At 70.3% G+C, this 24,815-nt stretch carries 18 protein-coding genes; 7 read left to right on the top strand and 11 right to left on the bottom strand.

What is annotated here, in order from left to right:
• The coding region (locus ACFO0C_RS42450; RefSeq protein ID WP_378072511.1) for an AAA family ATPase at positions 1-1,135 on the bottom strand (1,135 nt) is incomplete at its 3' end.
• A 94-nt stretch (positions 1,136-1,229) separates the two neighbouring features.
• Here ACFO0C_RS42450 and ACFO0C_RS42445 point away from each other — a divergent pair.
• Complete coding sequence (locus tag ACFO0C_RS42445) at positions 1,230-2,249, top strand: helix-turn-helix domain-containing protein (RefSeq protein WP_378072510.1); 1,020 nt, start codon at positions 1,230-1,232, stop codon at positions 2,247-2,249.
• Here the strand turns inward: ACFO0C_RS42445 and ACFO0C_RS42440 are convergent.
• Entirely contained in the window at positions 2,220-4,289 is a 2,070-nt protein-coding gene (locus ACFO0C_RS42440; RefSeq protein ID WP_378072509.1) for an MMPL family transporter, read from the bottom strand. The two genes, ACFO0C_RS42445 and ACFO0C_RS42440, sit on opposite strands and share 30 nt — an antisense overlap.
• A 166-nt stretch (positions 4,290-4,455) precedes the next feature.
• Between ACFO0C_RS42440 and ACFO0C_RS42435 the strand changes: the two genes are divergently transcribed.
• Together ACFO0C_RS42435 and ACFO0C_RS42430 are read left to right on the top strand one after the other, a co-directional pair.
• On the top strand, positions 4,456-5,619 hold the full coding sequence (locus ACFO0C_RS42435) for a sensor histidine kinase (protein WP_378072508.1): 1,164 nt from the start codon (positions 4,456-4,458) through the stop codon (positions 5,617-5,619).
• Between the two features lie 43 nt (positions 5,620-5,662).
• Complete coding sequence (locus ACFO0C_RS42430; RefSeq protein WP_378072507.1) at positions 5,663-6,325, top strand: response regulator; 663 nt, start codon at positions 5,663-5,665, stop codon at positions 6,323-6,325.
• Here the strand turns inward: ACFO0C_RS42430 and ACFO0C_RS42425 are convergent.
• Positions 6,322-7,344 (bottom strand): SGNH/GDSL hydrolase family protein, encoded by a 1,023-nt coding sequence (locus ACFO0C_RS42425; RefSeq protein ID WP_378072506.1) that lies wholly within the window; start codon positions 7,342-7,344, stop codon positions 6,322-6,324. The genes ACFO0C_RS42430 and ACFO0C_RS42425 overlap by 4 nt on opposite strands.
• Positions 7,345-7,397: 53 nt before the next feature.
• Positions 7,398-7,961, bottom strand: a complete 564-nt coding sequence (locus ACFO0C_RS42420; protein ID WP_378072505.1) for a DUF2238 domain-containing protein — start codon at positions 7,959-7,961, stop codon at positions 7,398-7,400.
• Positions 7,962-8,083: 122 nt separating this feature from the next.
• Here ACFO0C_RS42420 and ACFO0C_RS42415 point away from each other — a divergent pair, with 122 nt between their 5' ends.
• From ACFO0C_RS42415 to ACFO0C_RS42400, 4 genes are all read left to right on the top strand, one after another.
• Positions 8,084-9,661 (top strand): methyl-accepting chemotaxis protein, encoded by a 1,578-nt coding sequence (locus ACFO0C_RS42415; RefSeq protein ID WP_378072504.1) that lies wholly within the window; start codon positions 8,084-8,086, stop codon positions 9,659-9,661.
• 57 nt (positions 9,662-9,718) lie between these two features.
• A complete protein-coding gene (locus ACFO0C_RS42410; RefSeq protein ID WP_378072503.1) occupies positions 9,719-12,769 on the top strand; it encodes a DUF7825 domain-containing protein in 3,051 nt (1,016 codons plus the stop codon).
• Positions 12,770-13,812: 1,043 nt separating this feature from the next.
• Complete coding sequence (locus ACFO0C_RS42405; protein WP_378072502.1) at positions 13,813-13,962, top strand: hypothetical protein; 150 nt, start codon at positions 13,813-13,815, stop codon at positions 13,960-13,962.
• A 714-nt stretch (positions 13,963-14,676) separates the two neighbouring features.
• Positions 14,677-15,111 (top strand): hypothetical protein, encoded by a 435-nt coding sequence (locus ACFO0C_RS42400; protein WP_378072501.1) that lies wholly within the window; start codon positions 14,677-14,679, stop codon positions 15,109-15,111.
• 125 nt (positions 15,112-15,236) lie between these two features.
• On the opposite strand, the gene ACFO0C_RS42395 is transcribed toward ACFO0C_RS42400, so the two are convergent.
• The 7 genes from ACFO0C_RS42395 to ACFO0C_RS42365 form a co-directional block, all read right to left on the bottom strand.
• The gene (locus ACFO0C_RS42395; RefSeq protein ID WP_378072500.1) at positions 15,237-18,152 is read right to left on the bottom strand and encodes a M36 family metallopeptidase; all 2,916 of its coding nucleotides are present in this window, start codon (positions 18,150-18,152) and stop codon (positions 15,237-15,239) included.
• Positions 18,153-18,743: 591 nt separating this feature from the next.
• Positions 18,744-19,913, bottom strand: coding sequence for an alpha/beta hydrolase family protein (locus ACFO0C_RS42390; protein ID WP_378072499.1), 1,170 nt, complete (start codon positions 19,911-19,913; stop codon positions 18,744-18,746).
• A 223-nt stretch (positions 19,914-20,136) separates the two neighbouring features.
• Positions 20,137-20,712, bottom strand: a complete 576-nt coding sequence (locus ACFO0C_RS42385; RefSeq protein ID WP_378072498.1) for a hypothetical protein — start codon at positions 20,710-20,712, stop codon at positions 20,137-20,139.
• 111 nt (positions 20,713-20,823) lie between these two features.
• Positions 20,824-21,639 (bottom strand): ABC transporter permease, encoded by an 816-nt coding sequence (locus ACFO0C_RS42380; protein ID WP_378072497.1) that lies wholly within the window; start codon positions 21,637-21,639, stop codon positions 20,824-20,826.
• On the bottom strand, positions 21,636-22,481 hold the full coding sequence (locus tag ACFO0C_RS42375; RefSeq protein WP_378072496.1) for an ABC transporter permease: 846 nt from the start codon (positions 22,479-22,481) through the stop codon (positions 21,636-21,638). Before ACFO0C_RS42375 ends, ACFO0C_RS42380 begins: the two co-directional genes overlap by 4 nt.
• Position 22,482: 1 nt before the next feature.
• Positions 22,483-23,685: an ABC transporter substrate-binding protein gene (locus ACFO0C_RS42370; protein WP_378072495.1), complete on the bottom strand. Its 1,203-nt coding sequence runs from the start codon at positions 23,683-23,685 to the stop codon at positions 22,483-22,485.
• A complete protein-coding gene (locus ACFO0C_RS42365) occupies positions 23,678-24,706 on the bottom strand; it encodes an ABC transporter ATP-binding protein (RefSeq protein ID WP_378072494.1) in 1,029 nt (342 codons plus the stop codon). The genes ACFO0C_RS42370 and ACFO0C_RS42365 overlap by 8 nt, the downstream gene beginning before the upstream one ends.
• Positions 24,707-24,815 lie beyond the last annotated feature (109 nt).

The following is a 24,815-nucleotide window of genomic DNA, read 5'->3' as shown; positions in this document are numbered from 1 at the left end:
GCCGGGCCTGCTCGGCGTGCCGTTCCAGCTCGCCGGCCAGGTCGGGGTCGGGGCCGAGAGCGGCCGACGCCAGGTGCCAGAGACGGCGGTCAGGGAGGTCGGCGAGCTGACCGGCCAGGTGACGGTGCACGTCGAGGCGGGCCGCGAGCGGCGCCCGCTGGTAGACGGCCGACCGCATGAGCGGATGCCGGAACCGCAGCGACGACCCGGCCGCCTCGATCAGCCCGGCATCGATGGCCCGCTGCGCGTCACCCAGTGTCACCGGCTGACCGGCCGTCTCCGACGCGGCGGCGAGCAGCCTCCGCACATCGCACGCCGCATCCGCGGCCAGGGTCAACAGCAGAGCACTCTCGCGTACGCCCAGCGTGCTCGCGCGTGCCGCGAACGCCGCCTCCAGCCGGCCGTTGAGCGGCAGCGGACCGGCCGTGGCGACCACCGCCGCGCTGCGCGGAAGCTCCACCAGCGCGAGGGGGTTGCCGGCGGCCTCGGCCAGGAACCGTTCCCGCACCGACGGCGACAGGCGCGGCGCGTGCGTGTCCAGCAGGGCCGCCGCGTCGGCCGCGGTGAGCCGGCCCAGCTCCAGGTCGGGCAGATCGGCGCGGCGCTGCGGATCGTCGAGCGCGACGGTCCGGGTGCCTCCGACGGCGAGGACCGCGTCGCTGCCGACGCGCCGGCCGACGAACGCCATCACGTCGGCGCTCGCCTTGTCGAGCCAGTGCAGGTCGTCGATGACCAGGACGATCGGCCGGTCGGCGGCGGCGTCGACGATCACGTCGAGGGCGGCCAGAGCCACCGCGTACAGGTCCGGCTGTCCCTGTTCCAGGCCGAACGCGGCCCGCAGCGCCGCGCGGTGGACCGGCGGCAGGCCGCCGATCGCCGCCGACAGCGGGAACAGCAGCTGGTGCAGTGCGGCATAGGGCAGACGGGATTCGCTTTCGACACCGGCGGCGGTCAGGACCCGCATTCCGCGTTCTTCAGCGGTACGGGCCAGCCGGTCCAGCAGTGCGGTCTTCCCGATCCCCGGCTCACCGCGGATGACCAGGGCGCTGCCCCTCTCGGCGGCCGTCTGGTCCAGCAACCGGTCGAGCAGCGCCATCTCGGTGTCGCGCCCGATCAGTCCCGCCCCCGCTTGCACCCGTGCATCTTGCCATCCGCCTGTTACCGCACCGGTGACGGCGCAGTCGTTCGACTCAAGCCAGGCCCCGTGACCGTCCGCGAGGCTGTGCACCATGACCACCGCGCTCTACGCCACGCTGCTCCGTGACCACCGGCGGAAGGCCCGGATGACCCAGCACGAACTGGCCGTCAAGTCGGGGGTCAGCGTGCGGGCGATCAGTGACATGGAACGCGGGGTCAGCGCGGTGCCGCAACGGCGTACCGTCGATGCTCTCGCCGACGCCCTCGGCCTGGCCGCGGCGGACCGGTCCGCGCTGGCCCGCGCCGCGCTGGCCGCCCGCGACGTGCCGTCCGGGGTGTGCGCGCTCCCCCGCGACCTGCCCGACTTCACCGGCCGGCGGGCCGAGCTGGCGCTGCTCACCGACTCCTGCCGGCCCGGGTCGGTGACCGTCGTGCACGGCCCGCCCGGTGTCGGCAAGACCGCGCTGGCGGTGCACGCCGCCGGCCGGATCGCCGGCCGCGCCTGTTTCGTCGACTGTCGTGGCAGCACCCCCGAGCCGGCCGGACCGGACGAGGTCGCCGAGCGGGTGGCCCGCGTCGGCGCCCCCTGTGACCTGCTGATCCTCGACGATGTGGCGGATCCGGCCGGCCTGCCGGAGCCCGCCGGACGGGCGGTCGTGATCACCGGCCGGCGTCCGCTACCGGGTGCCGGGACCGTGCTCCGGCTGCGGCCGTTCACCGCCGGCGAGTCGGTGGACCTGCTCACCGCGATCACCGGCCACCCGGAGTCGCCGCACGCCCGGGAGGTGGCCGGGCTGTGCGGGCACCTGCCGCTGGCGCTGCGTGTGGCCGGGAACCGGCTGGCCGCCCGGCCCGGCTCGACGATGGCCGCGCTGGCCGGGCGCCTGGCCGACCCGGAGCGGCGGCTGGCTCTGCTCAGCGCCGGTGACCTGTCGGTGTGGCGGCGATACGCGTCGGCGTACGCCGGGTTGTCCCCCGACGTACGCCGCGCGGTCCACCTGCTCGCCTCACCCGGGATGGAGACCCTCGCCGAGCTGGGTTTCGTCTCCGAGCTGGCGCACCTGTTCGCCCGTTCGCTGGCCTCAGACCCCGGCGAGTTCCCTACGCCGTGACAGTGCCTCGCCCTCGACGTCCACGTTCGGCAGCGCGCGGTCCAGCCAGCGCGGCAGCCACCAGGCGGAGCGACCGAGCAGGCTGAGCACGGCCGGGACGATCGTCATCCGGACCAGGAAGGCGTCGACGGCGACACCGAAGGCCAGCGCGAAACCGAGACTCTTGATGATCGTGTCGTCGGCCAGGATGAATCCGGCGAAGACACTCATCATGATCAGGGCGGCGGCGGTGACGACCCGGGCACCGTGCCGCATGCCGCTGACGATCGCGTCGTCCGGTGCGGCGCCGTGCACGAACTCCTCGCGGGTGCGGGTGACCAGGAAGACCTCGTAGTCCATGGCCAGCCCGAACAGGATCCCGATCAGGAAGATCGGCATGACGCTCACGATCGGCCCGGTCGTCTCCACCCCGAGCAGGCCCGCGAGGTGCCCGTTCTGGAAGACCGCGACCAGCGCGCCGAACGACGCGGCCACGCTGAGCAGGAACCCGAGGGTCGCCTTGATCGGCACGAGCACGCTGCGGAACACCAACATCAGGAGCAGGAAGGCCAGACCCACCACGATCGCGAGGTACGGCACCAGCGCGGCACTGAGTTTGTCGGACACGTCGATGTTGACCGCCGTGGCACCGGTGACCGCCAGCGACGCGATACCCAGGCCGCGGATGTCGTGCACGAGCTGCTGGGTGGCCTCGCTGGTCGGCGCGCTGGCCGGGATGACGGTCAGCATCGCGGTCGTGCCGCTCGGGTCGGTCGCCGGCGGGGTGACCATGACGACGTCGTCCAGTCCGACGATCGCCTTCTGCGCGGCGGCGGCCGCCCCGGCGTCGACCACGATGATCAGCGGACCGTTGGAGCCGGCCCCGAACCCGGCGGCCAGCTGGTCGTACGCCTTACGTTGAGTGGAGCCGACGGCGGCGGTGCTGTCGTCGGGCAGGGCCAGGCGCAGATCCAGGGCGGGCAGCGCGACCGTGGCGATCACGGCGAGCGGCAGCACCACGGCCAGCACCCGGTGCTTGAGCACGCCACGGGCCCAGCGCTCACCGAACGGGGTGCCGGTCACCCGCCGGGCGCCGCGCGGCAGGATCCGCCGGCCGGCGAACCCGATGACCGCCGGGACCAGGCTCAGCGTGACCAGCACGGCGATCGCGACGGTGGCGGCCGCGGCCAGGCCCATGGCGGTGAGGAACGGGATGCCGGTGACCGCCAGGGCGGCCAGCGCGATGATCACGGTGAGGCCGGCGAAGACGACAGCGGATCCGGCGGTCCCGACGGCCCGCCCGGCGGCCTCCTCCGGGTCGTCGGTCCGGGTGATCTCGTGCCGGTAACGGGAGATCACGAACAGCGCGTAGTCGATGCCGACGGCCAGGCCGAGCATGGTGGCCAGGGCCGAGGTCGACGACGACAGGTCGAAGAAGCCGGTCGCGATCTGGATGCCGAGCATGCCCAGCCCGACCCCGATCAGGGCGGTGAGCAGCGGCAGTCCCGCCGCGACCATCGAACCGAACGTGATCATCAGGACCAGGGCGGCCACCGCGATGCCGAGACCCTCGGCCAGGTGGCTCGCCTCGGCGTTCCGGGTGACCTCGCCGGAGAACTCGACACCCACACCGGCACCGGCCTCGACGGCGAGCAGCGCGTCACGGGACTCGGTGGTGACGTCGGCGGCCGGGACCGTGTAGGTGACCGTCGCGTAGGCGGTCCGCTTGTCCTCCGAGAAGACCGGGTCGGCGACCGCGGCGACCTGCGGGGCCTGCTTCAGCTCGGCGACCGCATCGGCCAGGCTCTTCGCGGTCATCGGGTCGGCGGCGGTGAAGACCACCTTGGCACTGGCCGCGTCCGAGCCGGCGCCGAACCTCTCCGCCAGCACCTCCATCGCCTGCGACGACTCGGTGCCGGGGATCGAGAACGCGCCGGTCGTCGGCTTCGACAGCGTCGACGCGCCCAGCGCGAACAGGGCCAGCAGCAGCACCCACGCCGCCAGGGTGAGCCGGCGCCGCCGGAACGAGAACCGGCCCAGCCGGTACAACAGGGTCGCCACGGGACTCCTCCAAGTCGTTCGGGGACCCCCCAACGGTCCCGGGAATCGGCCGCCGGGTCGTCCTGCCCGCGCGGGCACCGATGTACTGCGAACGCGGTATCCCGGACGCCCCCGATACCGCGGGAACAGGACGAGAGAGATCGTTCGGCGGCCTACCGTCGTGACCATGCGACAAGAGGTGTGGCTGCCGCCGTGGCTGGAACAGCACCGGCACCGGGCCTGGATCGGGGACGTGCTGCTCGCCGCCGCGCAGGTGGTGCTGGTCCTGAAACTGCAGCAGCCGGTGGTGACCGGTGCGACGGTCGCCCTGGCCGTGTTCGCGGCGGCCGCGGTGCTGCTGCGACGACGCGTGCCCGAGCGGATCCTGATGGTGGCGACCGGTGTCGCGGTCCTCACCATGATCACCGAGACGGTGGCGGCGGGACTGTTCATCACGCTCGGGGTGCTGACGTTCTCGGCCGCCGCCTACAGTCCGCGCCGCCGTCCGTGGCGGCAGGCGGCCCTGGTCTGGGGCGCGATCGTGATCACCGGGTCGGTGATGGACTTCGGGAGCTGGTGGGGGCCGGACCAGTTCGGGTTGTTCGCGTGGATCTTCGGCGGGGCCGGCGCGGGGGACTCGGCGCGCATGCGACGGGCGTACATCTCCGAGGTCACCGAGAGGGCCCGCCAAGCGGAACAGACCCGCGAACAGGAGGCCCGGCGGCGGGTGATGGATGAGCGTCTGCGCATCGCGCGGGAACTGCACGACGTCGTCGCGCACCACATCGCGGTGATCAGCGTCCACGCCGGCGCCGCCGGGCACGCGCTGCGCGACCGGCCCGAGGAGGTGTGGCCCGTCCTCGACCACATCCGCGGTGCCGCCGACACGGTCCTCGACGAGATCAAATCGGTGATCAGCGTGCTGCGCGACCCCAACGAGAGCGACCCGACCGAGCCGGCGCCCGGGCTGGAACGCCTCGACGACCTGCTGGACGGTCTGCGCACCACCGGTTTCCAGGTGCGGCGGCAGGAACACGGCGAACGGCGGCCACTGCCGGCGATGGTCGACCTGGCCGCCTACCGGATCGTGCAGGAGGCGCTGACCAACGCGCACCGGTACGGCGACGGCAGCGCCCTGCTCGACGTCACCTATCGTCCCGGTGAGCTGGAGATCCAGGTGACCAACCGGATCGTGTGGCCCCGGCCGCGCCGTTCCGGATCCGGGTTCGGGCTGCTCGGCATGCGCGAGCGGGCAGCCGCCGCCCACGGACAGGTCACCGCCGGCCCGATCCCCGGCGGAGGCTTCCGGGTCCACGCCGTCCTGCCCGCGCTACAGGGAAGCCTGACATGACCATCCGTACCGTGCCCGCTCGCCTCCCCGGGGGAATCCCACGATGACGATCCGTGTCCTGCTCGCTGATGATCAGGCGCTGATCCGCGCCGGATTCAAGATGGTCGTCGGCGCCGAACCCGACCTGGAGATCGCCGGTGAGGCCGCCGACGGGCGCGAGGCCGTCGACCTGTGCCATACCGCCCGCATCGACGTCGTCCTCATGGACCTGCGGATGCCGCACATGGACGGCATCGAGGCGACCCGGCGGATCTGCTCCGACGAACGCCTCGCCGGGGTACGCGTCCTGGTACTCACCACCTTCGACAACGACGACAACGTGGTGCTCGCGCTGCAGGCCGGGGCGAGCGGTTTCCTCGGCAAGAACGTCGCCCCGGCCGAACTCGCCCACGCCATCCGGGTCGTCGCCGCCGGGGAAGCCCTGCTGTCCCCGAAGGCCACCCGCGGACTGGTCAGCCGGTTCGTCGAGCAGACCCGGCCACCGGCCGGACCACGACTGGCGGCACTCGACCTGGTCACCGAACGTGAGACGGAGATCCTGGTCCTGGTCGCGCAGGGACTGTCCAACGACGACATCGCGCAACGACTCTTCCTGTCGCCGCTCACGGTCAAGACCCACGTCAACCGCACCATGGTCAAACTGAACGCCCGCGACCGCGCACAGCTGGTCGTCATCGCATACCAGAACGGGTTGGTCCGTCCCTAGGGCCGGAGGAAGGCGGTCAGCGCGTCGGCGGTGAAGGCGGCCCCCCGATCGGTCATGTGCACCAGGTCCTCGCAGTAGAGACCGTGCCCGTTGTCCGACGACGGCGACGGCTGGCGGGCCGCGAGGTCGAAGTAGGCGACGCCGCTGCCGCCGCCCGGCCCACCGGTGTCCTCGGCCGCGATCTCCTGCCACGCCTCGGTGAACCGGGTGTAATCCTGCACCCGGTGGTCGGCGCCGACCCGTGGCGTGCCGTAGATGACGAACGACGGATCGGTGTCGGTGTGCGCCCGGACCGTCGCGATGATCGCCGTCAGATTGCGTTTCATCTCCGCCGGAGACACGCCGGACCGCCAGTCGTTGATGCCGAGCTGCAGGATCACCAGATGCGGGCGGATCTGCCGCAGCCGGGGCGCCCACGCCGCCGCCCGTGAGGCGAAGTCACCGCTGGTCCGGCCGCCGTGCCCGCCGTTGTAGACCTGGATGCCCCGCGTCTCGTCGCCGTCGAAGGTGGCGAACCCGTGGATCCGCCCCGGCCCGCGGACCACCACGGTCTGCCCGTCGACCACGATCTCCGGTGTGCCGTCGTGCCACACCTGCACGCTCGTGCCGGTGAAGGTGTAGGTCAGGCTCTCCCCCGGACCGGCCAGATCGACCGCCTTGAGGCCCCAGCCGGCCGTGGTGACCCTGGTCCCGCCGCCGCTGAGGCGGACCGGCCACCATCGTGGCGTGCCCCACGCGGCGACATAGTTGTCCCCGCCGGGCACACCTGGGACCGGAAACGCGGCCCGCAGGTTCTCGGTCATTACGCTGACGTAGCCGCGCCCCCACCCGGAGGCGCCCACGCCCTCGCTGCTCGACGACCCCAGCACGGCGACGGTCGCCGGCGCATATCGCCGACCGGCCAGAGCGGCATGCCAGGTGAGCAGCGGCAACCCGGCGGCTGGCGACGAGGCCCGCGCCGGCCCGGACGTCGCGGCGGTCACCACGACACCGGTGGCCAGCAGACCTCCGGCTCTCATGAAGCTACGGCGATTCGTCACGTCTCCCCCGATACGTCTCTCGCCTCATCCGATCAGACCCGCGCAACCCCCGCGCGCCGACGCCACCACCAGGTGACCGCCACACCGGTCGCGGCACCCACGGTGGCCAGCGCCATGTCCTTGTGCGCATCCCACATGTCGCCCTGCTGGCCGTTGTAGGCCTCGGCGTCGGCCGGCGCCAGCGTCATCGCGATCCCCCACTCGAACAGCTCATACAGAGCACTCGTCGACAGCACCACCTCAACCGCGATCAGCGCCGCCCACCTTCCGCGCAGCGCCATGAAGAACACCGGCCCGAAACACATCCCATAGGTGAGATGCACCAGGCGGTCGAAATTGTTGCGCTCCCACCCGGCGAATTCCGACAGCCGCACCCCGAACAGTGCCTGCGTCCAGTCGTCGTAGGGCACATACGAGTACATCCAGCGCGCCGCCACCGAATGCAGAGCGAGAAAGATCAAGATCAAGATCATGGAGGGGTACGGCACTCGCCATCGCCGATGGACGAGAAGCAGTGTCACCAGCCCGAGAACGGTCAGCGAATGGTGCATCGCCTGCTCGGCCGGATGAGGCGGACGCCACCAGGTCGCCGCCACCACTCCCACGAACACAGCCGTCGTCCAGCGAAAACGATGATCATTCACGCCCGGCGATCTTATGCGTACCGGGCCACGCCGGATGGGACCGTGAAACCGTGACCGGACGAATCTCTCGATTGGTGACCGATCGGCGCGTCGGCACGAAGATCATGTTCGCGGTGCTGATCGTCGCCTCGGTGGGCGTGGCCGACGGCATCTTCGCGATGACCAGCCTCGGCGCCGTCAACAACCAGGTCAAGGCCGGCTACCAGCACAGCCTGGAGCTCGAGACCATCGGTGATCTGCGCAGCGCCGTCAATCGGGCGTGGCTGGCGGTCAGCGACGACCTGATGGCCACCGACGACGCCGCCCGTACCGCCGCCACCGGCGCGCTCGCCACCGCGGAGGAACAGATCGAGGAGAACGCCGCACAGTACGAGACCTATCCGCTCGACGCCCGGGCCGTGCACACCCTCGCCGAGTTCCGGAGCGCGTGGGACGCGTACCAGCAAGGGGTCGAGACCGTCCTGCTGCCGATGGCCGGCACCGCACCGGCCACCCGGGTGAACGCCGTCCGCGCCGAACAGATCACCCCGCTGATGAACACCGTCCGCGACCATCTGACCGCACTCACCGATTCGACCATCGAGGCCACCGCGGGGCAGGAGGCCAGTGCCGAGGAGCGATACCAGGACACCAAATGGCTGGTCGGGGTACTCCTCGCGGTCAGCGCGCTGCTCGGGGTGGCGCTGGCCGTACTGGTCACCCGCATGATCGTCGGTCCTCTGACGCGCTGCGTCGCCGCGCTCGACCGGATCCGCGACGGCGACCTGACCGCCCGCGCCCGGGTCGACAGCCGCGACGAGGTCGGCCGGATGGCCCTCGCCCTCAACCACACCGCCGAGTCGGTGGACACCATGGTCGAACGGGTCCGTGGCAGCGCCGACGTGCTCGCCTCCGCCTCCGAGGAGCTCTCCGCCGTCTCCACCGACCTGTCGGTCTCCGCCGAACAGACCTCCCAGCAGGTCAGCACCGTCTCCGAGTCGGCCGGGCGGGTGTCGGAGGGCGTCCGGGCCGTCGCCGCCGGCACCGAGGAGATGGGCGTGTCGATCCGCGAGATCGCCGGCAGCGCCAACGAGGCCGCCGGAGTCGCCGCCGAAGCCGCCCGCACCGCCGAGGAGACCACCTCCAGCGTCGCCCGGCTCGGGGCCGCGTCCGCGCAGATCAGCACCGTCGTCGGGCTGATCACGTCGATCGCCGAGCAGACCAACCTGCTCGCGCTCAACGCCACCATCGAAGCCGCCCGCGCCGGGGAGATGGGCAAAGGGTTCGCGGTCGTCGCCGCCGAGGTCAAGGACCTCGCCCAGGAGACCGCACGGGCCACTCAGGAGATCACCGAACAGGTCGCGTCGATCCAGTCCGAGACCGGCGGGGCGGTCGACGCCATCCAGCGGATCTCCGGGGTCATCGCGACCATCAACGACTACGCCACCACCATCGCCGCGGCCGTCGAGCAGCAGACCGCGACCACCGCGGAGATCGCCCGTAGCGTCGGGCAGGCCGCGGAGGGGTCGTCGGCGATCGCCGGCACGATAGCCGGTGCCGCACAGGCCGCCCAGCAGGTCACCGCGGGCGCCTCGGACACCCGTCAGACCGCGGCCGACCTGGCCCGTACCGCCGCCGAACTCCAGGCCACCGTCTCCATGTACCGGACCTGATCCCGGCTCTCCCGCTGCGGAGGTTTTCTGTCGTAGGGTGCCGCTACATTCTCCGCCATGGTGACCTTCCCGCAGTTGGAGTCGTGGATCCGTGCCGGCGACGGCATCAGCGTGACCGCCGTCCTCCTGGATCTCGGCGAGCCCGCACGGCGAGCCATGGCCGCCCAGGTCAAGGGCCTCCGGCTGATGTGGAACGATCCTGAGCTGTCGGACGGCTCCTTCCAGTCGTATGACGCGCACACCCGGCGCATGGTCCACATCCAGCACCGGGAGGGCGCGCTCCGGGTGGCCGGTGCGGCCTGCCTGCCCCGCGCGGCCGACATCGTCACCTGGCTGCGGTCCGACCGGTTCTGGTATCAGCCGCTCCCCGAGACCCTCGACGACCTCGTCGAGGTGCTGCGCATGCCCGGCCGCCCGTCACTGCCCGCGATCGCCCGCGGCCTGGCCGACCGGATGCGCCCGGCCCAGGCCGACCTCCAGTGGCCGATGATCGAGCGGCTCCTGGCCGAGGCCGGCCTGCCCGCCCCGGCGACCGAGGCCACGCTGCGCGGCTGGATGCGCCGGGTCGGTGCCGACCGTTACCGGCAGGATCTGGCCGAGCTGCTCCGCGCCGACCCCCACCTGGAGTCGATGCTGCCGCACGTGTTCACCATCCCGCTGCTCGGCCAGGAGCTCGACGAGGAGTGGACGAAAGCGCTGGCCAAGCTGGCCGCCGACGGCGTCCTCGACCGCGGGGCCCTGCTCGACGGCTGCGTGCTGCGCCTGCACACCGGCGACCGGACCGGCTCGCTGCGCCGCATGGTCGTCCTGCACCGTCTGCTGGCCCCGTCAGCCGACGAGTTCGCCGCCCGCCGGGGTGAGTACGCCGGCATGCTCGCCGGCCCCGACTCCACGGTCGCCGAGCTGGCCCTCCGGGGCCTGCGCCTGGCCGACGACGCCGGCCTGCTGGACCTCGACACGGTCGCCGAGGCTTCCTGGGCGGTTCTGCCCCGCAAGGAGAAGAAACTGGTCCGCGCCCAGCTGGACTGGCTCGCGGCGGCCCTGACCCGCAAGCCCGACCCGCTGTTGTTCGAGGCCCTGCTCACCGGCCTGTCCCATCCGGCCGCCGACTTGGCGGAGCGGGCCCTCAAACTGGCCGGCAAGCACCTGCCCGCCTTCGGCGACTCCGGCCTGGAGCTGCTCACGTCGGCCAGCACCGGTTTACAGGGCGACGTCCGGCGTCAGGCCACAGCCCTTCTCGCGGCCGCCACCGGCTGTTCTGCCCGCCCCGACCAGCCTTCCGCCTCGCCCGCTTCGAAGCCCACCGGCCCATCCCCGAGCGGCCCTTCCGCCTCGCCCACCTCGAAGCTCACCGGGCCGTCACCCGCCGAACCTCTCCCCTCGACCACCCCGACACCCACCACGCCATCACCCACCGAACCTCTCCCCTCGACCACCCCGACACCCACCACGCCATCACCCACCGAACCTCTCTCCTTGGCCGCTTTGACAGGCCCCTCTGCCGCCCTGTCCGGCGGCGCGGCGGATCAGCTCGCCGGTGCTGGAGCCACCGCGGGTTTCGCTGGGCTGCCGCCGACGCCGATGGCCGCACCGATGCCCGATCCGATCGCATCGATTCCAGAGCTGGCCGCCGAGGCGAAGCACTACCTTCTCCAGGCCGAGGACCCGATCCGCCTCGAATTGATCTTGGATGGCCTGGTCCGGTTCGCGGCTGCCGACCGGCCGGCCCTGGCCAAGGCGCTGGAGCCGCTCCTGCCCCAGTGGCAGTCACCATTCGCCAACCTGTTGCGGTCGGTCGTCACCCGCGAGGCGATCAAGTGGACTCCGGCGGCATGGGAGCGGCGGGCCGGCCCACCGTTCTGGATGACGGTCCGGCGGATGGAGGAACTCGCCGTGCAGATGTGCACCACCCCTCCGCCGGCACTGCTGTCCACACCCGCCACAGTCGACGGCCACGTGGACCCGGCCAGAGTTCTGCGCCTCCTCAGCGAAGGCTGGGAGCCACAGCCACATGACCTGTCCCAGGCGATGCTGCGCCTGCCCCGTTCAATCGCTCCAGAGATCCGGACAGCAGCAGCCGCCCTCGCGTTCCCCACCCACGGCCCCACATCCACCACGGACCACGCAGCCACCATGGACCTCGCCGCCACCATGGACCTCGCCGCCGCCGCGGACCACGCCGCCGCCGCGGACCACGTCGCCACCGCAGATCGCGGCTTCACCGGCACCGGTTCTGTCTCCAATCCATGCCTTGCCGATGCCGCCGGTCTCACTTCGGCTCGGATCTTCGCCGAATTCCTGGAGTCCGGCGGTCTGCCAGACCCGGCTGTGGTCACCCTCGATCCCACCCGTCCCTGCCATCATCGGCGCAAGGACAACTGCCGCTGCTCCAGCCGGACCCGCCGCCGGGTCGTCGCGTTCGACTCGATCAAGACCGACCTGACCGTCCAGCCCTACCTGCTGTTCCAGCCTGCCGAGTTCGCCGCAGACCGGGCGGACGCGTACAGCTGGGACCAGATGGCCGGGTGGCCGCTGATGTTCCCGAGCCACCGGGAGATCGCCGCCGCGCACATGCAGCCCCGGCTCATCAAGGCGACTGAGGGTAAGGGCGCCACCAGCGACATCACGGTCCTGCCGACTCTGGCGGCATGCGACGGCCCGTTCGGCGCCGCCATGGCACTGTGCCTGGCATACGGATTGAGTGCCGGCCGCCCCGAGGGCCGCCTGGCCACCAGCGACGCGTTCGTGGACCTGGCCGCCCGAGGCATCCTGAACGGCACGCTGATCGGCCGCGAACTCGCCGCGCTCCACAAGTCCAACGTCCTGACGCTGAAGCGGATGGTCGACTCCTTCACCCAGATCCTCCAGGCGGGCGCCGCCGCCGAGGTGTGGGCAGTACTCCGCGAGTACCTGCCGACGGTCCTGTCCGACCCGAAACCCCCCATCGGCACCCCTGACCTGCTCCTGGTCGCCGAGTCCGCAGCCGCCGCGGCCAACGCCCATGACGACATCCCCGAACTGACCGCCATCGCCACCCGCACCACCCGCAACCGCGTGACCACCGAGTCAGCCCGCCTGCACCGCACGTTGATCAACAACCGCCCATAACAGCCCACCCAACAGCCGAAACCACCCGCCGACCGTCGCCGTCCACTGTCGGCAGTCACCACCCCAGTCGCCCACGACAGCACTGACCACCAGCTCGATCCCGCTACCGGCCCCGACGCCGTCCACGGCGGCTGAACCGGCGCCCGGCAGTGGAGGGCCCGCCGTGGGCACCGTCTCCAGGCTGCTCATCCCACCCGGTTCGCGTACCCGCCGAACCGTGCGCGGCCCTCACCCGTTTCGGCTGGATGCGTGCTTGGCATCCACCTGCGGCCCGCTTTCGCTCAGCCGCAAGGACGGCGAGAGCACACACAACGTCAACGTGCGACACCATCACCGCCACGAGAATGAGCGATTGCTATCAATGGATTGCGCGCGCCGAACCTCGCTAGCGCGCAATACCGCCCGCTGACCGGAACCGACCCTGACTGTGGACACAGGAAAACTGCCCAGCAGACCAGATTCGGGTCGAGGCGGCGATATTGCGGATGGGTCGGCGGAGAAGAGGGCGCCCCGGCAACCGCACTCGCCATCCCCGATGGTGAGGCGTCGTGACATGCCAGGCCATCCTCGTCACCCCGACCGGCGGCAACCGCGACTATGACGCGGGTTCCACGCCCCCGCGATCAACCCCCGGTCGTGAAGACCCAGAGATGGGGCAGGCGTTCACCGGCGAATCTCGCACCCTGCCCGTTCAGGTCGACTCGTCAAGGACCGCCCCATGACGAGGACCGTCCGGAACACCCGCTGCCAGGCCGGGTACGCGAGCCCTCCTACGGCAGGACGCCAGACACACCCAACGCCGGACCGGGTACACGCGCCCTCCCTCAACAAGACGCCAGACACACCCAACGCCGCACCGGGTACACGCACCCTCCCTCAACAAGACGCCAGACACACCCATCGCCGGACCGGGTGCCGGTGCCGTCCTTCGACAGGGCGTCAGGCGCACCCAATGCCGGGCCGGGTGCGCGTGCCGTCCTTCGACAGGGCGTCAGATGTACCCGTCATCGGGTCTGGGTGCGACCACCGCCCCCAGGAGGGCGGTGACGGCACCCGCATCCGGCTCCGGGTACCGACAGGACACCCCCACCGAGAAGTCGTTCGCACACCAGGCCACCCTCCTCACCCCGACCAGCGACAACCGCGACCGGACCGCCGGTTTCACGCCCCGCGTGATCAACCTCCAGTGGTGAGGACTCAGAGGAACCCGGGGGCCGGCGGTACCCACTCGGATGATCAATATCAACACCCACTCGGGTGATCAATATAAACACGAATCCGACGTGCGTATTCGAAGGGCCGCCCGTCAACGTCAGGCTGAGCGACAGTTCCCGACGCAACGGTCATCGGATGCCTCGCTTGCGCGGTGACCACCGAGGTCACCGGGCTGCCCTGGCCGATTCTTGAGCGCTTCACCACCAGAAGCGGTGGTAGATCGGTCAAGATCCGGCAGGGCGGACCGGTAAACGATCGCGGTCAAGATCCGATACGGCGAACGGTGAAGGCTCGCGGTCAGTGCACCGGGTGCGATCGCCTGCGATCCGGACCCGGTTCTCAGTCGGTCACCGGTACCGACGTGATCGGGCAGTCGAGCGGCTTGCGCCCGGGACCCTGTTGGCTCGTTGCCGAGAGGGGGCCGGCAGCTGAGAGGGAACCCGCAGCCGAAAGGGCCGCCGGCCGAGAAGGAACCCGCAGCCGAAAGGGGCCGCCGGCTGAGAAGGAACCCGCAGCCGAAAGGGCCGCCGGCTGAGAGGGAACCCGCAGCCGAAAAGGGGGCCGCCGACCGAGAGGAGGCCGGCGGCGGGGCAGGTTCTCGTGCCCGCGTCGGTGATGAGCGGGTGTGAAGATTGAGAACGGGGAATGGACGGGCAACCGGAAATCCGCCTGGGAGCCTCATACTTTTCGCCATGACTGACTCGGATGAGCTCGTCGGCTACTGGGAAGACCGGCTGTTCGCCTACGGCTCGATGGAGGCGACCGACCTGGTTCTGCTCGCCGACGGAACCGGCTGGGGTCTGTGGGCGAATTCGGGTGGTGGGCAGGATCTGGTTCTCTTCGACTGGCGGCGGCTCGGGCCTGACCGGATCGGCATCGCCGAGAAGCTGATGGCCTCCGGAACCTGGGACGAGAAACGCCCCGGGCAGGTCATCTGCGACGAACCTCCGCAGCCCGCCGACGAACGTCAAGAGTTCCGCTACGAATTGTCGATCCAGGTCCCACCGTTAGGCGACGCCCCGGTGCGGACGTTGACGTTGGACAAGGCCTTCCTGTTCGCCCGCCGGTTCGGCCTGGCACGGCGGGACGTCACGGAGTCCGAGTGTCCGAAGGTCGTCACCGCCTAAACAGACGGGACGGCGAGACGGCGAGACGGCGAGACGGCGAGACGGCAGGACGGCAGGCGGGACGGCAGGACGGCGGGACGGCAGGACGGCGGGCGGGACCGTGTGGTCCCGCCCACCGTGGGCTACTAGCGGGTGAAGGCCTGGAACTCGGCGATGCGCACGTTCAGTGCCTGCGGGCTTGCCGTGGCACAGTCGGTGTTGGCTCGCGGGTCGAGGTCCTGTTCGCCGGCGAAGTCGGGAGCACCGGTGCACTGGTTGGTGACCGCTTCGATCCGGAGGTGGGTGGCGGAGACGTCCGGGATGTCGAACGACTTCACCAGTAGCTGCGGGGCCCGCGGGCGGGGCGAGACGGCCGGGAAGGCGTCCGGGCGGCTGGTGTAGACCGTCCGGAAGTCGGCGGGCGCCGCGCACGTGACGGTGGCCGTGGCCGTGCAGGCCAGGACCTTGAACTGGCGCAGAGCCGTGTACCTGTTCTGTGCGCCGGCGTCGACGTCACCGGTGACGGCCGGGCGGAGCATCGCGCTGACCTGGACCCGCCGGACCTTCTGCGCGTCACCGGCCAGGTCGACGGTGACGCCCTTGCCGGCGACCGTGCTGCCCAGCGAGGCCCAGTTGGTGGCCTCGTCGTCGTCGACGAGCCGGGCCAGGTTGATGCCGTCGCCGGTGGCGGTCGCGCCGTTGGCCGCCGAGGCGACGTTGCGCGGCAGCTTCACGGTGAGGCTCGCGGCCTTGCCGGACTTGAACGACTGCGGTGAGACACGGGCGTGGCCGTGGCCGGGAGCCTGCGCGACGAACGCATACGACCCGGGAACCAGGTCGACCGTGTCGGGCAGGGCGGTGGCCGGGTCGGTGTCGGCGACCGCGACGGCCCGCGCCTGATAGTCGCCCACGAACAGCTTCGCACCGGTCACGGGCTTGCCGTGCTCGTCGACCGGGCGGAACGTGACAGTGGACTCCTTGGCGTAGGCGGAGCTGAAGCTGGGCGTCGGGTCCGCGTCGGCGGCCCCGTTGCTGACAGCGCCCTCGCCGAGACCGCGCTTGGCGAACGCGTTCCAGATGATGTCCTGGTTGGCACCGCCGAAGCGGACCAGGTCGGCACCGAGGAGCGCGTCACGGGCGTCGACCTGGCTGTTGGCGCTGTTGGCCATCAGCAGGAACGAGTCGAACACCAGCTGGATCCAGCGCCGGTTGCCGGGGCAGGACGTGACCGGCTTCTTGCCGACGGCGCACGCCTTCTGCAGGGAGGCGGAACCGTAGCCGTAGCGCTTGATGAACGCCGACCGGACGTCGTAGTTGGTGGCACTCCACACCTCGCCGGAGGCGTGCACCTGGAGGCCGACGAAGTCATAGTCGACGGAGCTGTAGTTGAGCCGGTTGTTGCTCATGTTGTAGTTGCGGATACCGGCGACCGGGTCACTGGTCACGTACTCGCCGACGGTGAAGCCGCGCTCGCCCTTGGGGGCGTAGCCGTTCTCCGCCAGGTACTCCACGGCGAGCAGGTCGGACCAGCTCTCGCTCATGCCCTGCGGGGAGCTGAGGCCGCCGTTCGGGCCGGCGATCATGCGGTTGGTGATGGCGTGGGTGTACTCGTGGCCGATGACCGACATGTCGTAGTCACCGTCGGCGCACGCGCCGTAGAACGCGCCGGCGATCGGCTGCCACAGGTACATGTTGGTGATCGGTGCCTGACCGTCAGGCGGGGTGATCTGGTTGGCGTTGTTGCGGGCCGCGAAGTCCGGCGGGCCGCCGGTGATGCCGCCGGCCTGCGCATTGCCCTGTTCGGGGTCGCCGCCGTCCTTCTCCATGTTCCACGTGGCCTCGGTGAAGCCGAGAAGGTACGACCAGTCGTGCATCCGGTTGTGCTGGACGAACAGGTTGGCCCGGGCCGCGTCGATGTCGTTACGGGCGGGGGTGTCGAAGACGGTCGGCGCGCACCGCTCCCGATACCACTGGTTGGTCCATGGGTAGGTGTAGTCGCGGGTCGGGCTGGGCGTGGCCAGCTCGGTGCCGACAGTGAAAGCGTCGTTGGACAGCCAGTTGTGCACCGCGAACGAGTTGTTGCCGCTGGTCGTGTTGGTGGACAGCCCGGTGGCCGGGTCGACGTCCCACGCCTGCGGCGACGCGGGGCCGGAGACGACCTCGTCACAGCCGCGCGCCCGGACCCAGCAGAACGTGTCGCGGGTGTCGCGGGACGAATAGTCGGTACGCGGCGAGTTGGGGAAGACATCCCACTTCGGGTTGTCGGAGTCGTGGTCGACGATGTCCTCGCGGACCAGGATGCTGCCGTCGCGGGCGTCCACCCACGTCGTGTACGCCTCCGGGTCGGCGCTGCTCAGGCCGGCGCCGAAGGCCACCTGCCAGGCGGCCCGGACCCCCTGGCCGGGAGTGGGCACGGCGACCAGCTTGGTGCCGAGCGAGGTGGTGTCGGTGAGCCCGGCGTTGTCGGCGGCGATGCGCTGGGCCTCGGCCGCGGTCAGGGTGGCGGGCTGCGGTGCGGCGGCGTCGCGGGCGAGCGATGAGCTCACATACCACACCTTGCCGTCGCGGATGCCCACCGAGAGCAGGCCGTCACGGCCGGCTTCGAGGTCGCCGAACTTCTGCCGGAGCAGGACGATGCTGCCCTCGCCGAGGCTCTGCGTGGTGAGGACCTCGAGGGAGTCGGCGGCGGCCGCGGTGATACCGAGAACGTCACGGTTGCCTGCGACGTAGGCGTGGGCGGCGGCCACCGGGTCGGCCGGGAGCCCGGTCGCCAGCGGCTCGGCGGTGGTCGCCGTCAGGCTGGCCGGGGTGCCGAAAGCGTTCCACCGGGCGGAGGTACTCGCCTCGGCGGCGAGACTGCGCTGCGCCGCGGTGGGCGCAACCGTGCCCTTACGGTTGTCGATGATGTCGGCGTGGTCGTGGTCGCCGTGCACTTCCGGGGTCCCGGCCGCCGGGGCCGGGGTGGTTGGGGCCGCGCTGCTCCCCGCTCCTGGGGCGAGGACGAGCGCGGCTGTGACGAATGCTGTGGTGGTGGCCGCCATCGCACGGGATGGTGTGCGCACGGAACCTCCTCTATGGACGGTCGTTACCGGTCTCCTCGAATCCGATCGCACGAACGCATGATCACGGGATGGGCCGAACGTCCATAATCGAGATGTTTCAATCAAAGCTTCATCGATGTCTTGTGGGCGAACGCGACAGGAGACAGCCGCGAAACATCGCGGCAGGAAACGGCGCAAAACGCCGGGCGACAGCGGCGGGTTACGCCCGCCGACGAACGCAGCAGGGAGGGGACGGCGGGGAGCGGACCGCGGAGAAAGGACAGCAGGAAACAGACCGCTACGAGACGGCGGCAGGAAACAGACCGGAAGAGGAAGCCCACACGAGACAGACCGCCAGGACAGCGGCAGGAAACAGACCGCGAGGAGACGGCGGCAGGAAACAGACCGCAAGAGGAAGCCCACACGAGACAGACCGCCAGGACAGCGGCAGGAAACAGACCGCCAGGGGACGGCGGCAGGAGATAGACCGCAGGGAGACGGCGGCAGGAAACAGACCGCAAGAGGAAGCCCACAGGAGACAGACCGCCAGGAGACGGCGGCAGGGAACGGGCCGCGAGGAGGAGGACAGCGGGGAACAGGCCGCGAGGAGGGCTACCGGAACACGACCTCGGGGTGAGCGGTGGACGGGCTGTCGAGCAGGGGCTGTGGGATGCCGCGCAGATGCAGGTCGAAGAAGGCGGTGACGTAGGCACGGGTGATCTGGGCGGCCCGGCTGCCGGGAAGTGGGTATCCGGGGTCGGGGATGCCGGCCTGCTCGCCGATGACCGGGATGTCGGTGAAGTCCATGTGGCCGCTGCCGGTGACGTCGAGCCACCGTTTCCAGCCGTCGAGTGCCGGCCAGTCGCGCACCCAGCTGGCATCGGGGGTCGCGCCCGGTGCGCCCAGCAACATGAAGGGCCTCCGGTCGAGGCCCACGGCGGGCACGGGCGCGAAAAAGGTGCCGTCCATGTTGACCCCGGCCCGGACGCGCGGGTCGGTGGCCATCGTCGCGGCGGTGGCGTTGCCGCCGATCGAGTGGCCGGCCATGCCGATCCGGGAGCGGTCGATCAGGCCGGCGTGACGCCACGCCGGCCGGGGGCCGGTCAGGCGGTCGAGCACGAAGGAGAGGTCGCGCGCCCGGCTGGTGGCGACATCGGCATAGGCCTCCACCACGTCGCAGGCGGTGCAGGTCAACGTGCCGCCGGGGAAGTCGGTGCCCGCCGACTCGTAGGCGTGATCGACAGTGGCCACGACGTAGCCACGGCTGGCCAGCTCCTCGGCGAGCAGGGTGAGGGTGTGCCGGTGGAGGGTGAAGCCGGGCGAGAGGACGACGAGCGGGTAGCGGCCTCGGCGGGCGGGGGCGGAGAGGATCGCCGTGGTGGCGGTGGCACTCAGGTGCTCGGGAACGATGATGCCGGTGGCCCCCTGGCCGTCGATCAGCAGCCGCGCCTCGGCGGTGGACAGGTAGGGCGCGGGCCGGCCGGGCAACCCCACCGCCGGATAGAACATCGAGACCATCAGCTCGCGGGCACGGGACGGCACCCATGGGTCGGGCCTGGACCGGTCGGTCAGATGCACCACGTCACGGCCGACAGCGAACGGCCCCGTGGACGCCGGCAACACGAACGGCGAGGCGGCAGCGGCGACAACGCCCGCGGCAGGCGCGGCGCCGGCGGGAGTGGCCTGCAGCAGAGGCAGCGCGGACGCCGCGGTAGCCGCCGCGATCGTGACCGCCAGAGCCGCAGCAGAACGCCGGCCGAGCGAAGGAGGGGCGGACGGCACAGAGACGGAAGGCGGACCGGACGAGGACGGACCGGACGAGGACGGACCGGACGAGGACGGAAAGCTGGAGGACGGAAGGCGGGAGAGACGAAGGCTGGAGGGACGAAGGCTGGAGGGACGAAGGCGGGACGCGAAGGGCTCGGAAAAGGTCATGACCCAAGCCAACCCGACCCGAGCCCTCACCACAGTCGTCCTGGATGGACACTTCGAGGTAACGCCAGCACTACCCCTCGGCCACGACCTGGTACTTCACCATCCGGTCCGGCCCGGTCAGCAGGGCGAGATCCTCATCCTCCGCCACCGGCAGCGACCGCACCGTGTCGCCGATCGCGTCGAGCACTGCCGCCGACGAGGCGAGGTGCACGACGACGAAGCTCTGCTCCGCCGGCTGCCACAGGACGAGGGACCTGACCCGGCCCGGCAGGGGACCCAGCGCCGGATGGATCACCTCGCGGCCCCGGCGCCGGGCCGCGGCGATACGGGCCGGGCTGAGCGGACCGTCGAACCAGCCGACGAGAGCGGCTGTGGCCGTACCGCGGCCGGGAAGATCGTCTTCGATCTCGTAGACGGTGTCGGAGGTGAGCGTGATCGGCCGTGGTCCGGCGGCCGTCCGGGTGCGTTCGGAGGCGAGTTCGGCGTCCTCCCGGGACTTCCAGAGGGTCAGCAGGACGCCGGCCTGTCCCGAGGGCTCCGAGAGCAGGAACAGGCCGGCGAACCCGGGATGGCCGGAGATCACTTCGGTGAGGCCGAAGGAACCCGAGGGACGGTTGTCGGTGGTCTGGATCCGCGCGTAGGTCATGCTCCGATCGTCGACGCCACCGGCGTCAAGGGGATCAGTGGCAGTACTGAGGTGGCGGTACTGAGGTGGCGGTACTGAGGTGGCGGTACTGAGGTGGCAGTACTGAGAACGTCACGTGCGGCTCGTGCCCGCCGACGGTCCGGCGATCCGCTGGGCCAGCCACACCGGCAGCACCGACAGCACGATCAGCACCGCGGCGACCACGTTGACGATCGGCGCCTGGTTGGGCCGGAACAGGTTGTTGAAGATCCAGATGGGCAGGGTGGTGACTCCGGGCCCGGCGGTGAACGTGGTCACGATGATCTCGTCGAAGGAGAGCGCGAACGCGAGCAGGCCGCCCGCCAGCAACGCCGACCGGATCAGCGGGAATGTCACGTACCGGAAAGTCTGGAAACCGGAGGCACCGAGATCGGCCGAGGCCTCCTCGAAGTTGACGCCGGTCCGGCGCAGCCGGGCCAGGACGTTGTTGTAGACGGTGACCACGCAGAACGTGGCGTGCCCGACGACGACCGAGAACAGGCCCTTGCCGATGCCGAGGTCGCCCATGACGGATCGCCAGGCGCTGTCCAGGGCGATGCCGGTGACGATGCCGGGCAGCGCGATCGGCAGCACGATCAGCAGGGAGACGGTGTCCCGGCCGAAGAACTTGAACCGCTGCACCGCGAAGGCGACCATCGTGCCCAGCACCAGCGCGATCGCGGTGGCACCGAGGCCGGCCTTGACCGAGGTGAGCAGGGCCTGGCGGGCGCCCTCGTTCTCCCAGGCGGCGGCCCACCAGCGGGTGGTGAGGTCGTGCGGCGGCCAGGCGAAGGTGCGGTCGCCGTTGAACGAGTTGACCAGCACCAGCAGCAACGGCACGTAGATGAAGGTGAGCCCGAGCGCCATGACGACGCGCAGCACCCAGCGGGCGGACGGGGAGAGGGTCACAGCTCCTCCAGGGCGCCGGAGCGGCGGACCGCGACCAGGTAGATCACCATGATCAGGACAGGGACGGTGGCGATCGCTGCGGCGAACGGCAGATTGTTCGCGGCGCCGATGTTCGCGTAGACGAGGTTGCCGATGAGCTGCGTCTTCCCGCCGACGATCTGCACGGTGATGTAGTCGCCGAGCGACAGCGAGAAGGTGAAGATCGACCCCGCGAAGACCGAAGGGATCAAAACCGGCAAAACCACCGATCTGAAGGTACGCCCACCGCGCGCCCCCAGATCTGCTGACGCTTCCAGGAGCGAATCAGGTAAACGCTCCAGCCCCGCATAGATCGGCAGGATCATGTAGGGAAGCCACATGTACGACAGCACGAGGATCGTGGCGCCGATCCCGTACCCCGGCCCGCCGAAGATCGAGTCCATCGGCCCGTCGTTGGCCAGCAGGATCCGCCACGCGTACGCCTTGACGAGATAGCTGGCCCACAGTGGCGTGAGGATGGCGATGACGAGCCAGTGCCGTGATCGCGGCGAAGCCACCTTGGCCATGAAGAAGGCCATCGGCACCGCGAGGACCGCGCAGATCACGGTGACCGCGCTGGCCACCCCGAGACTGCGCAGGGTGACGTTCCGGTAGACCTCCTCGGTGAGGATGGTCCGGAAGTTCGCGAGCGAGAACTCCCGGACCACCTCTCCGGTGAAGCCGTTCACGGTCCAGAACGCCGACACCAGCAGCACCGCGAGCGCGCCGAGATAGGCGACGACCAGCCAGAGCAGGGGCGCCGAGAGCAGGCCGGCCAGGCGCAGGCGCGGGTGCCGGTGCAGGTACGAACCGAGACTGGTCACACTAGCCCTTGATCGTCGTCCAGGCCTGGGTCCAGGCCGAGTAGTCCTTGCAGGTCACGTCGGTCCGCCCGTCGACGCACTGGGCGAGCGGGGTGGTCCAGTACCAGACCTGCTTGAAGTAGTCCTCGTCGTCGGCGTGGAACGTGGCGCAGTGGTTCTTGTCCGCGGTCTCCGCGCAGGAGAGCTTGTTGGCCGGGGCCTCGCCGAACCACTCGGCCACCCCGGCGTTCGCCTTCGGGCTGATGATGTGGTTCATCCAGAGGTAGGCGCAGTTCGGGTGCTTGGCCTTGGCCGCGACCATCCAGGTGTCGGACCAGCCGGTGGCGCCCTCGGACGGCAGGATCGCCTCGACGGGCGCGCCGTCGGCCTTGGTCAGGTTGGCGATGACCTGCCAGGTGGTGCCGAGCACCGAGTTGCCGGCCTTGAACGCCTGCACCTCCTTGGTGTAGTCGGACCAGTACTCACCGATCAGCTCGTTCTGCTGCTTGAGCAGGTCGACGGCAGCCTGGAACTGGGTGTCGTCCAGCGCGTACGGATTGGTGATCTTGAGGTCGGGTTTGGTCTTCATCAGGTAGAGGGCCGCGTCGGCGATGTAGATCGGCGAGTCGTAGGCGGTGATCTTGCCCTTGTACGGCGACGCCGGGTCGAACACCGAGCTCCACGAGGTGGGGGCCGGGGTGACGTTGTCGGTGCGGTACATCAGCAGGTTGGCGCCACGGCCGTGCGGGACGCCGTAGGGCTGGCCGTCGACCGAGTTCCACTTCTGGTTCTTCAGGCCGTCGAAGACATCCTTGTAGTTGGCGATCAGGTCGGTGTTGACCGGCGCCACCTCACCGCCGTAGATGAGCCGCAGCGACGCGTCACCGGAGGCCGACACGACGTCGTACTCGCCGGTCTTCATCAGGGTGACCATCTCGTCGGACGTACCGGCGATCTTGTTGTTGACCTGGCAGCCGGTCTCCTTCTCGAAGCCGGTGACCCAGTCGACGGCCTTGTCGGTGCTGCCGTCCTCGACGTAACCGGCCCAGGAGACCACGTTGACGGTGCCCTCGCCGGCGCCGAGCGACGCCAGCTTGTCGATCTTCGGCACGCTCAGGCCGCCGGGGCCCGATCCGGCCGGCTCGGTGCCGCCGTCGCCGCCGCACCCGGCGAGGGTGAGCACTCCGGCGGCGAGGGCTGCGATGACTATTCTTCCGCTACGCATCCGCGGTCTCCTTTGCAACTGAGGGGATCTCGACGATGTGCTCGTCGTGCCACGAGAGCCCGACGCGGTCGCCGCGAGCGACCAGCGGCGCGCCGTTGTGGCGGTTCTGCGAGACGACCACGACACGGCTTCCCGCGTCGAGGTCGACGACATATCGAGTGACAGGACCTGCGTAAACGACCTCGGCGACGACTCCGGGGGCACCGTCGCCGGCGAACGAGATCTTCTCCGGGCGGACGGAGAAGGTGCCCTGCCGCTGGAAGAGGGCGGACGACACCGCGCCGGTGAAGACATTGGACGTTCCTACGAAGCCGGCGACGAACGGGCTGGCCGGTCGTTCGTAGACCTCTTCCGGCGTACCCACCTGGGCGATGCGTCCGGCCTCGAAGACCGCGACGCGGTCGCTCATGGTGAGGGCCTCGTCCTGGTCGTGGGTGACGAAGACGAACGTGATGCCGACCTCGCGCTGGATCTGCTTGAGCTCCACCTGCATCTGCTCGCGCAGTTTCAGGTCGAGCGCGCCCAACGGCTCGTCGAGCAGCAGGACCTTGGGCCGGTTGACCAGCGCCCGGGCGAGAGCGACGCGCTGCCGCTGCCCGCCGGACATGGCCGACGGCTTGCGCCCGCCGAAGCCCTCCAGCCGCACCGAGGCGAGCGCCTCCTCCGCTTGCGTACGGCGCAGGGCCCGTTTGACTCCGCGGACCTTGAGGCCGTACTCGACGTTCTCCTGCACCGTCATGTGCGGGAACAGCGCGTAGTCCTGGAAGACCGTGTTGACGTCCCGCTCGAAGGGGGCCAGGCGGGTGACGTCCTTTCCGGAGAGGACGACGCTCCCGGCCGTGGGCAGCTCGAACCCGGCGATCATGCGCAGCACCGTGGTCTTGCCGGAGCCGGAGGGCCCGAGCATCGAGAAGAACTCGCCGTCGGCGATCTCCAGATCGACACCGGCCACCGCGTCGACGGCGCCGAACGACTTACGGAGCCCGGTCAGCCGGATCGCCGGGGTGGGTGCATCAGTCACGTGATCGACTTTCTGAGAGGTCCCTGAGTGCGGGGTGCGGAAAACGTATGGCGTCAGACTTTAAAGGTCAAGACAGCCCGGTAACCGGTTCGTTAACAGCCGTACGGGA

The organism is Actinoplanes subglobosus (genome assembly GCF_042650585.1).
In the GTDB taxonomy this organism is placed as follows: Bacteria; Actinomycetota; Actinomycetes; order Mycobacteriales; family Micromonosporaceae; genus Actinoplanes; species Actinoplanes subglobosus.
Note: the sequence above shows the minus strand (reverse complement) of the source record. Positions and strands in the feature narration are given on the sequence as shown.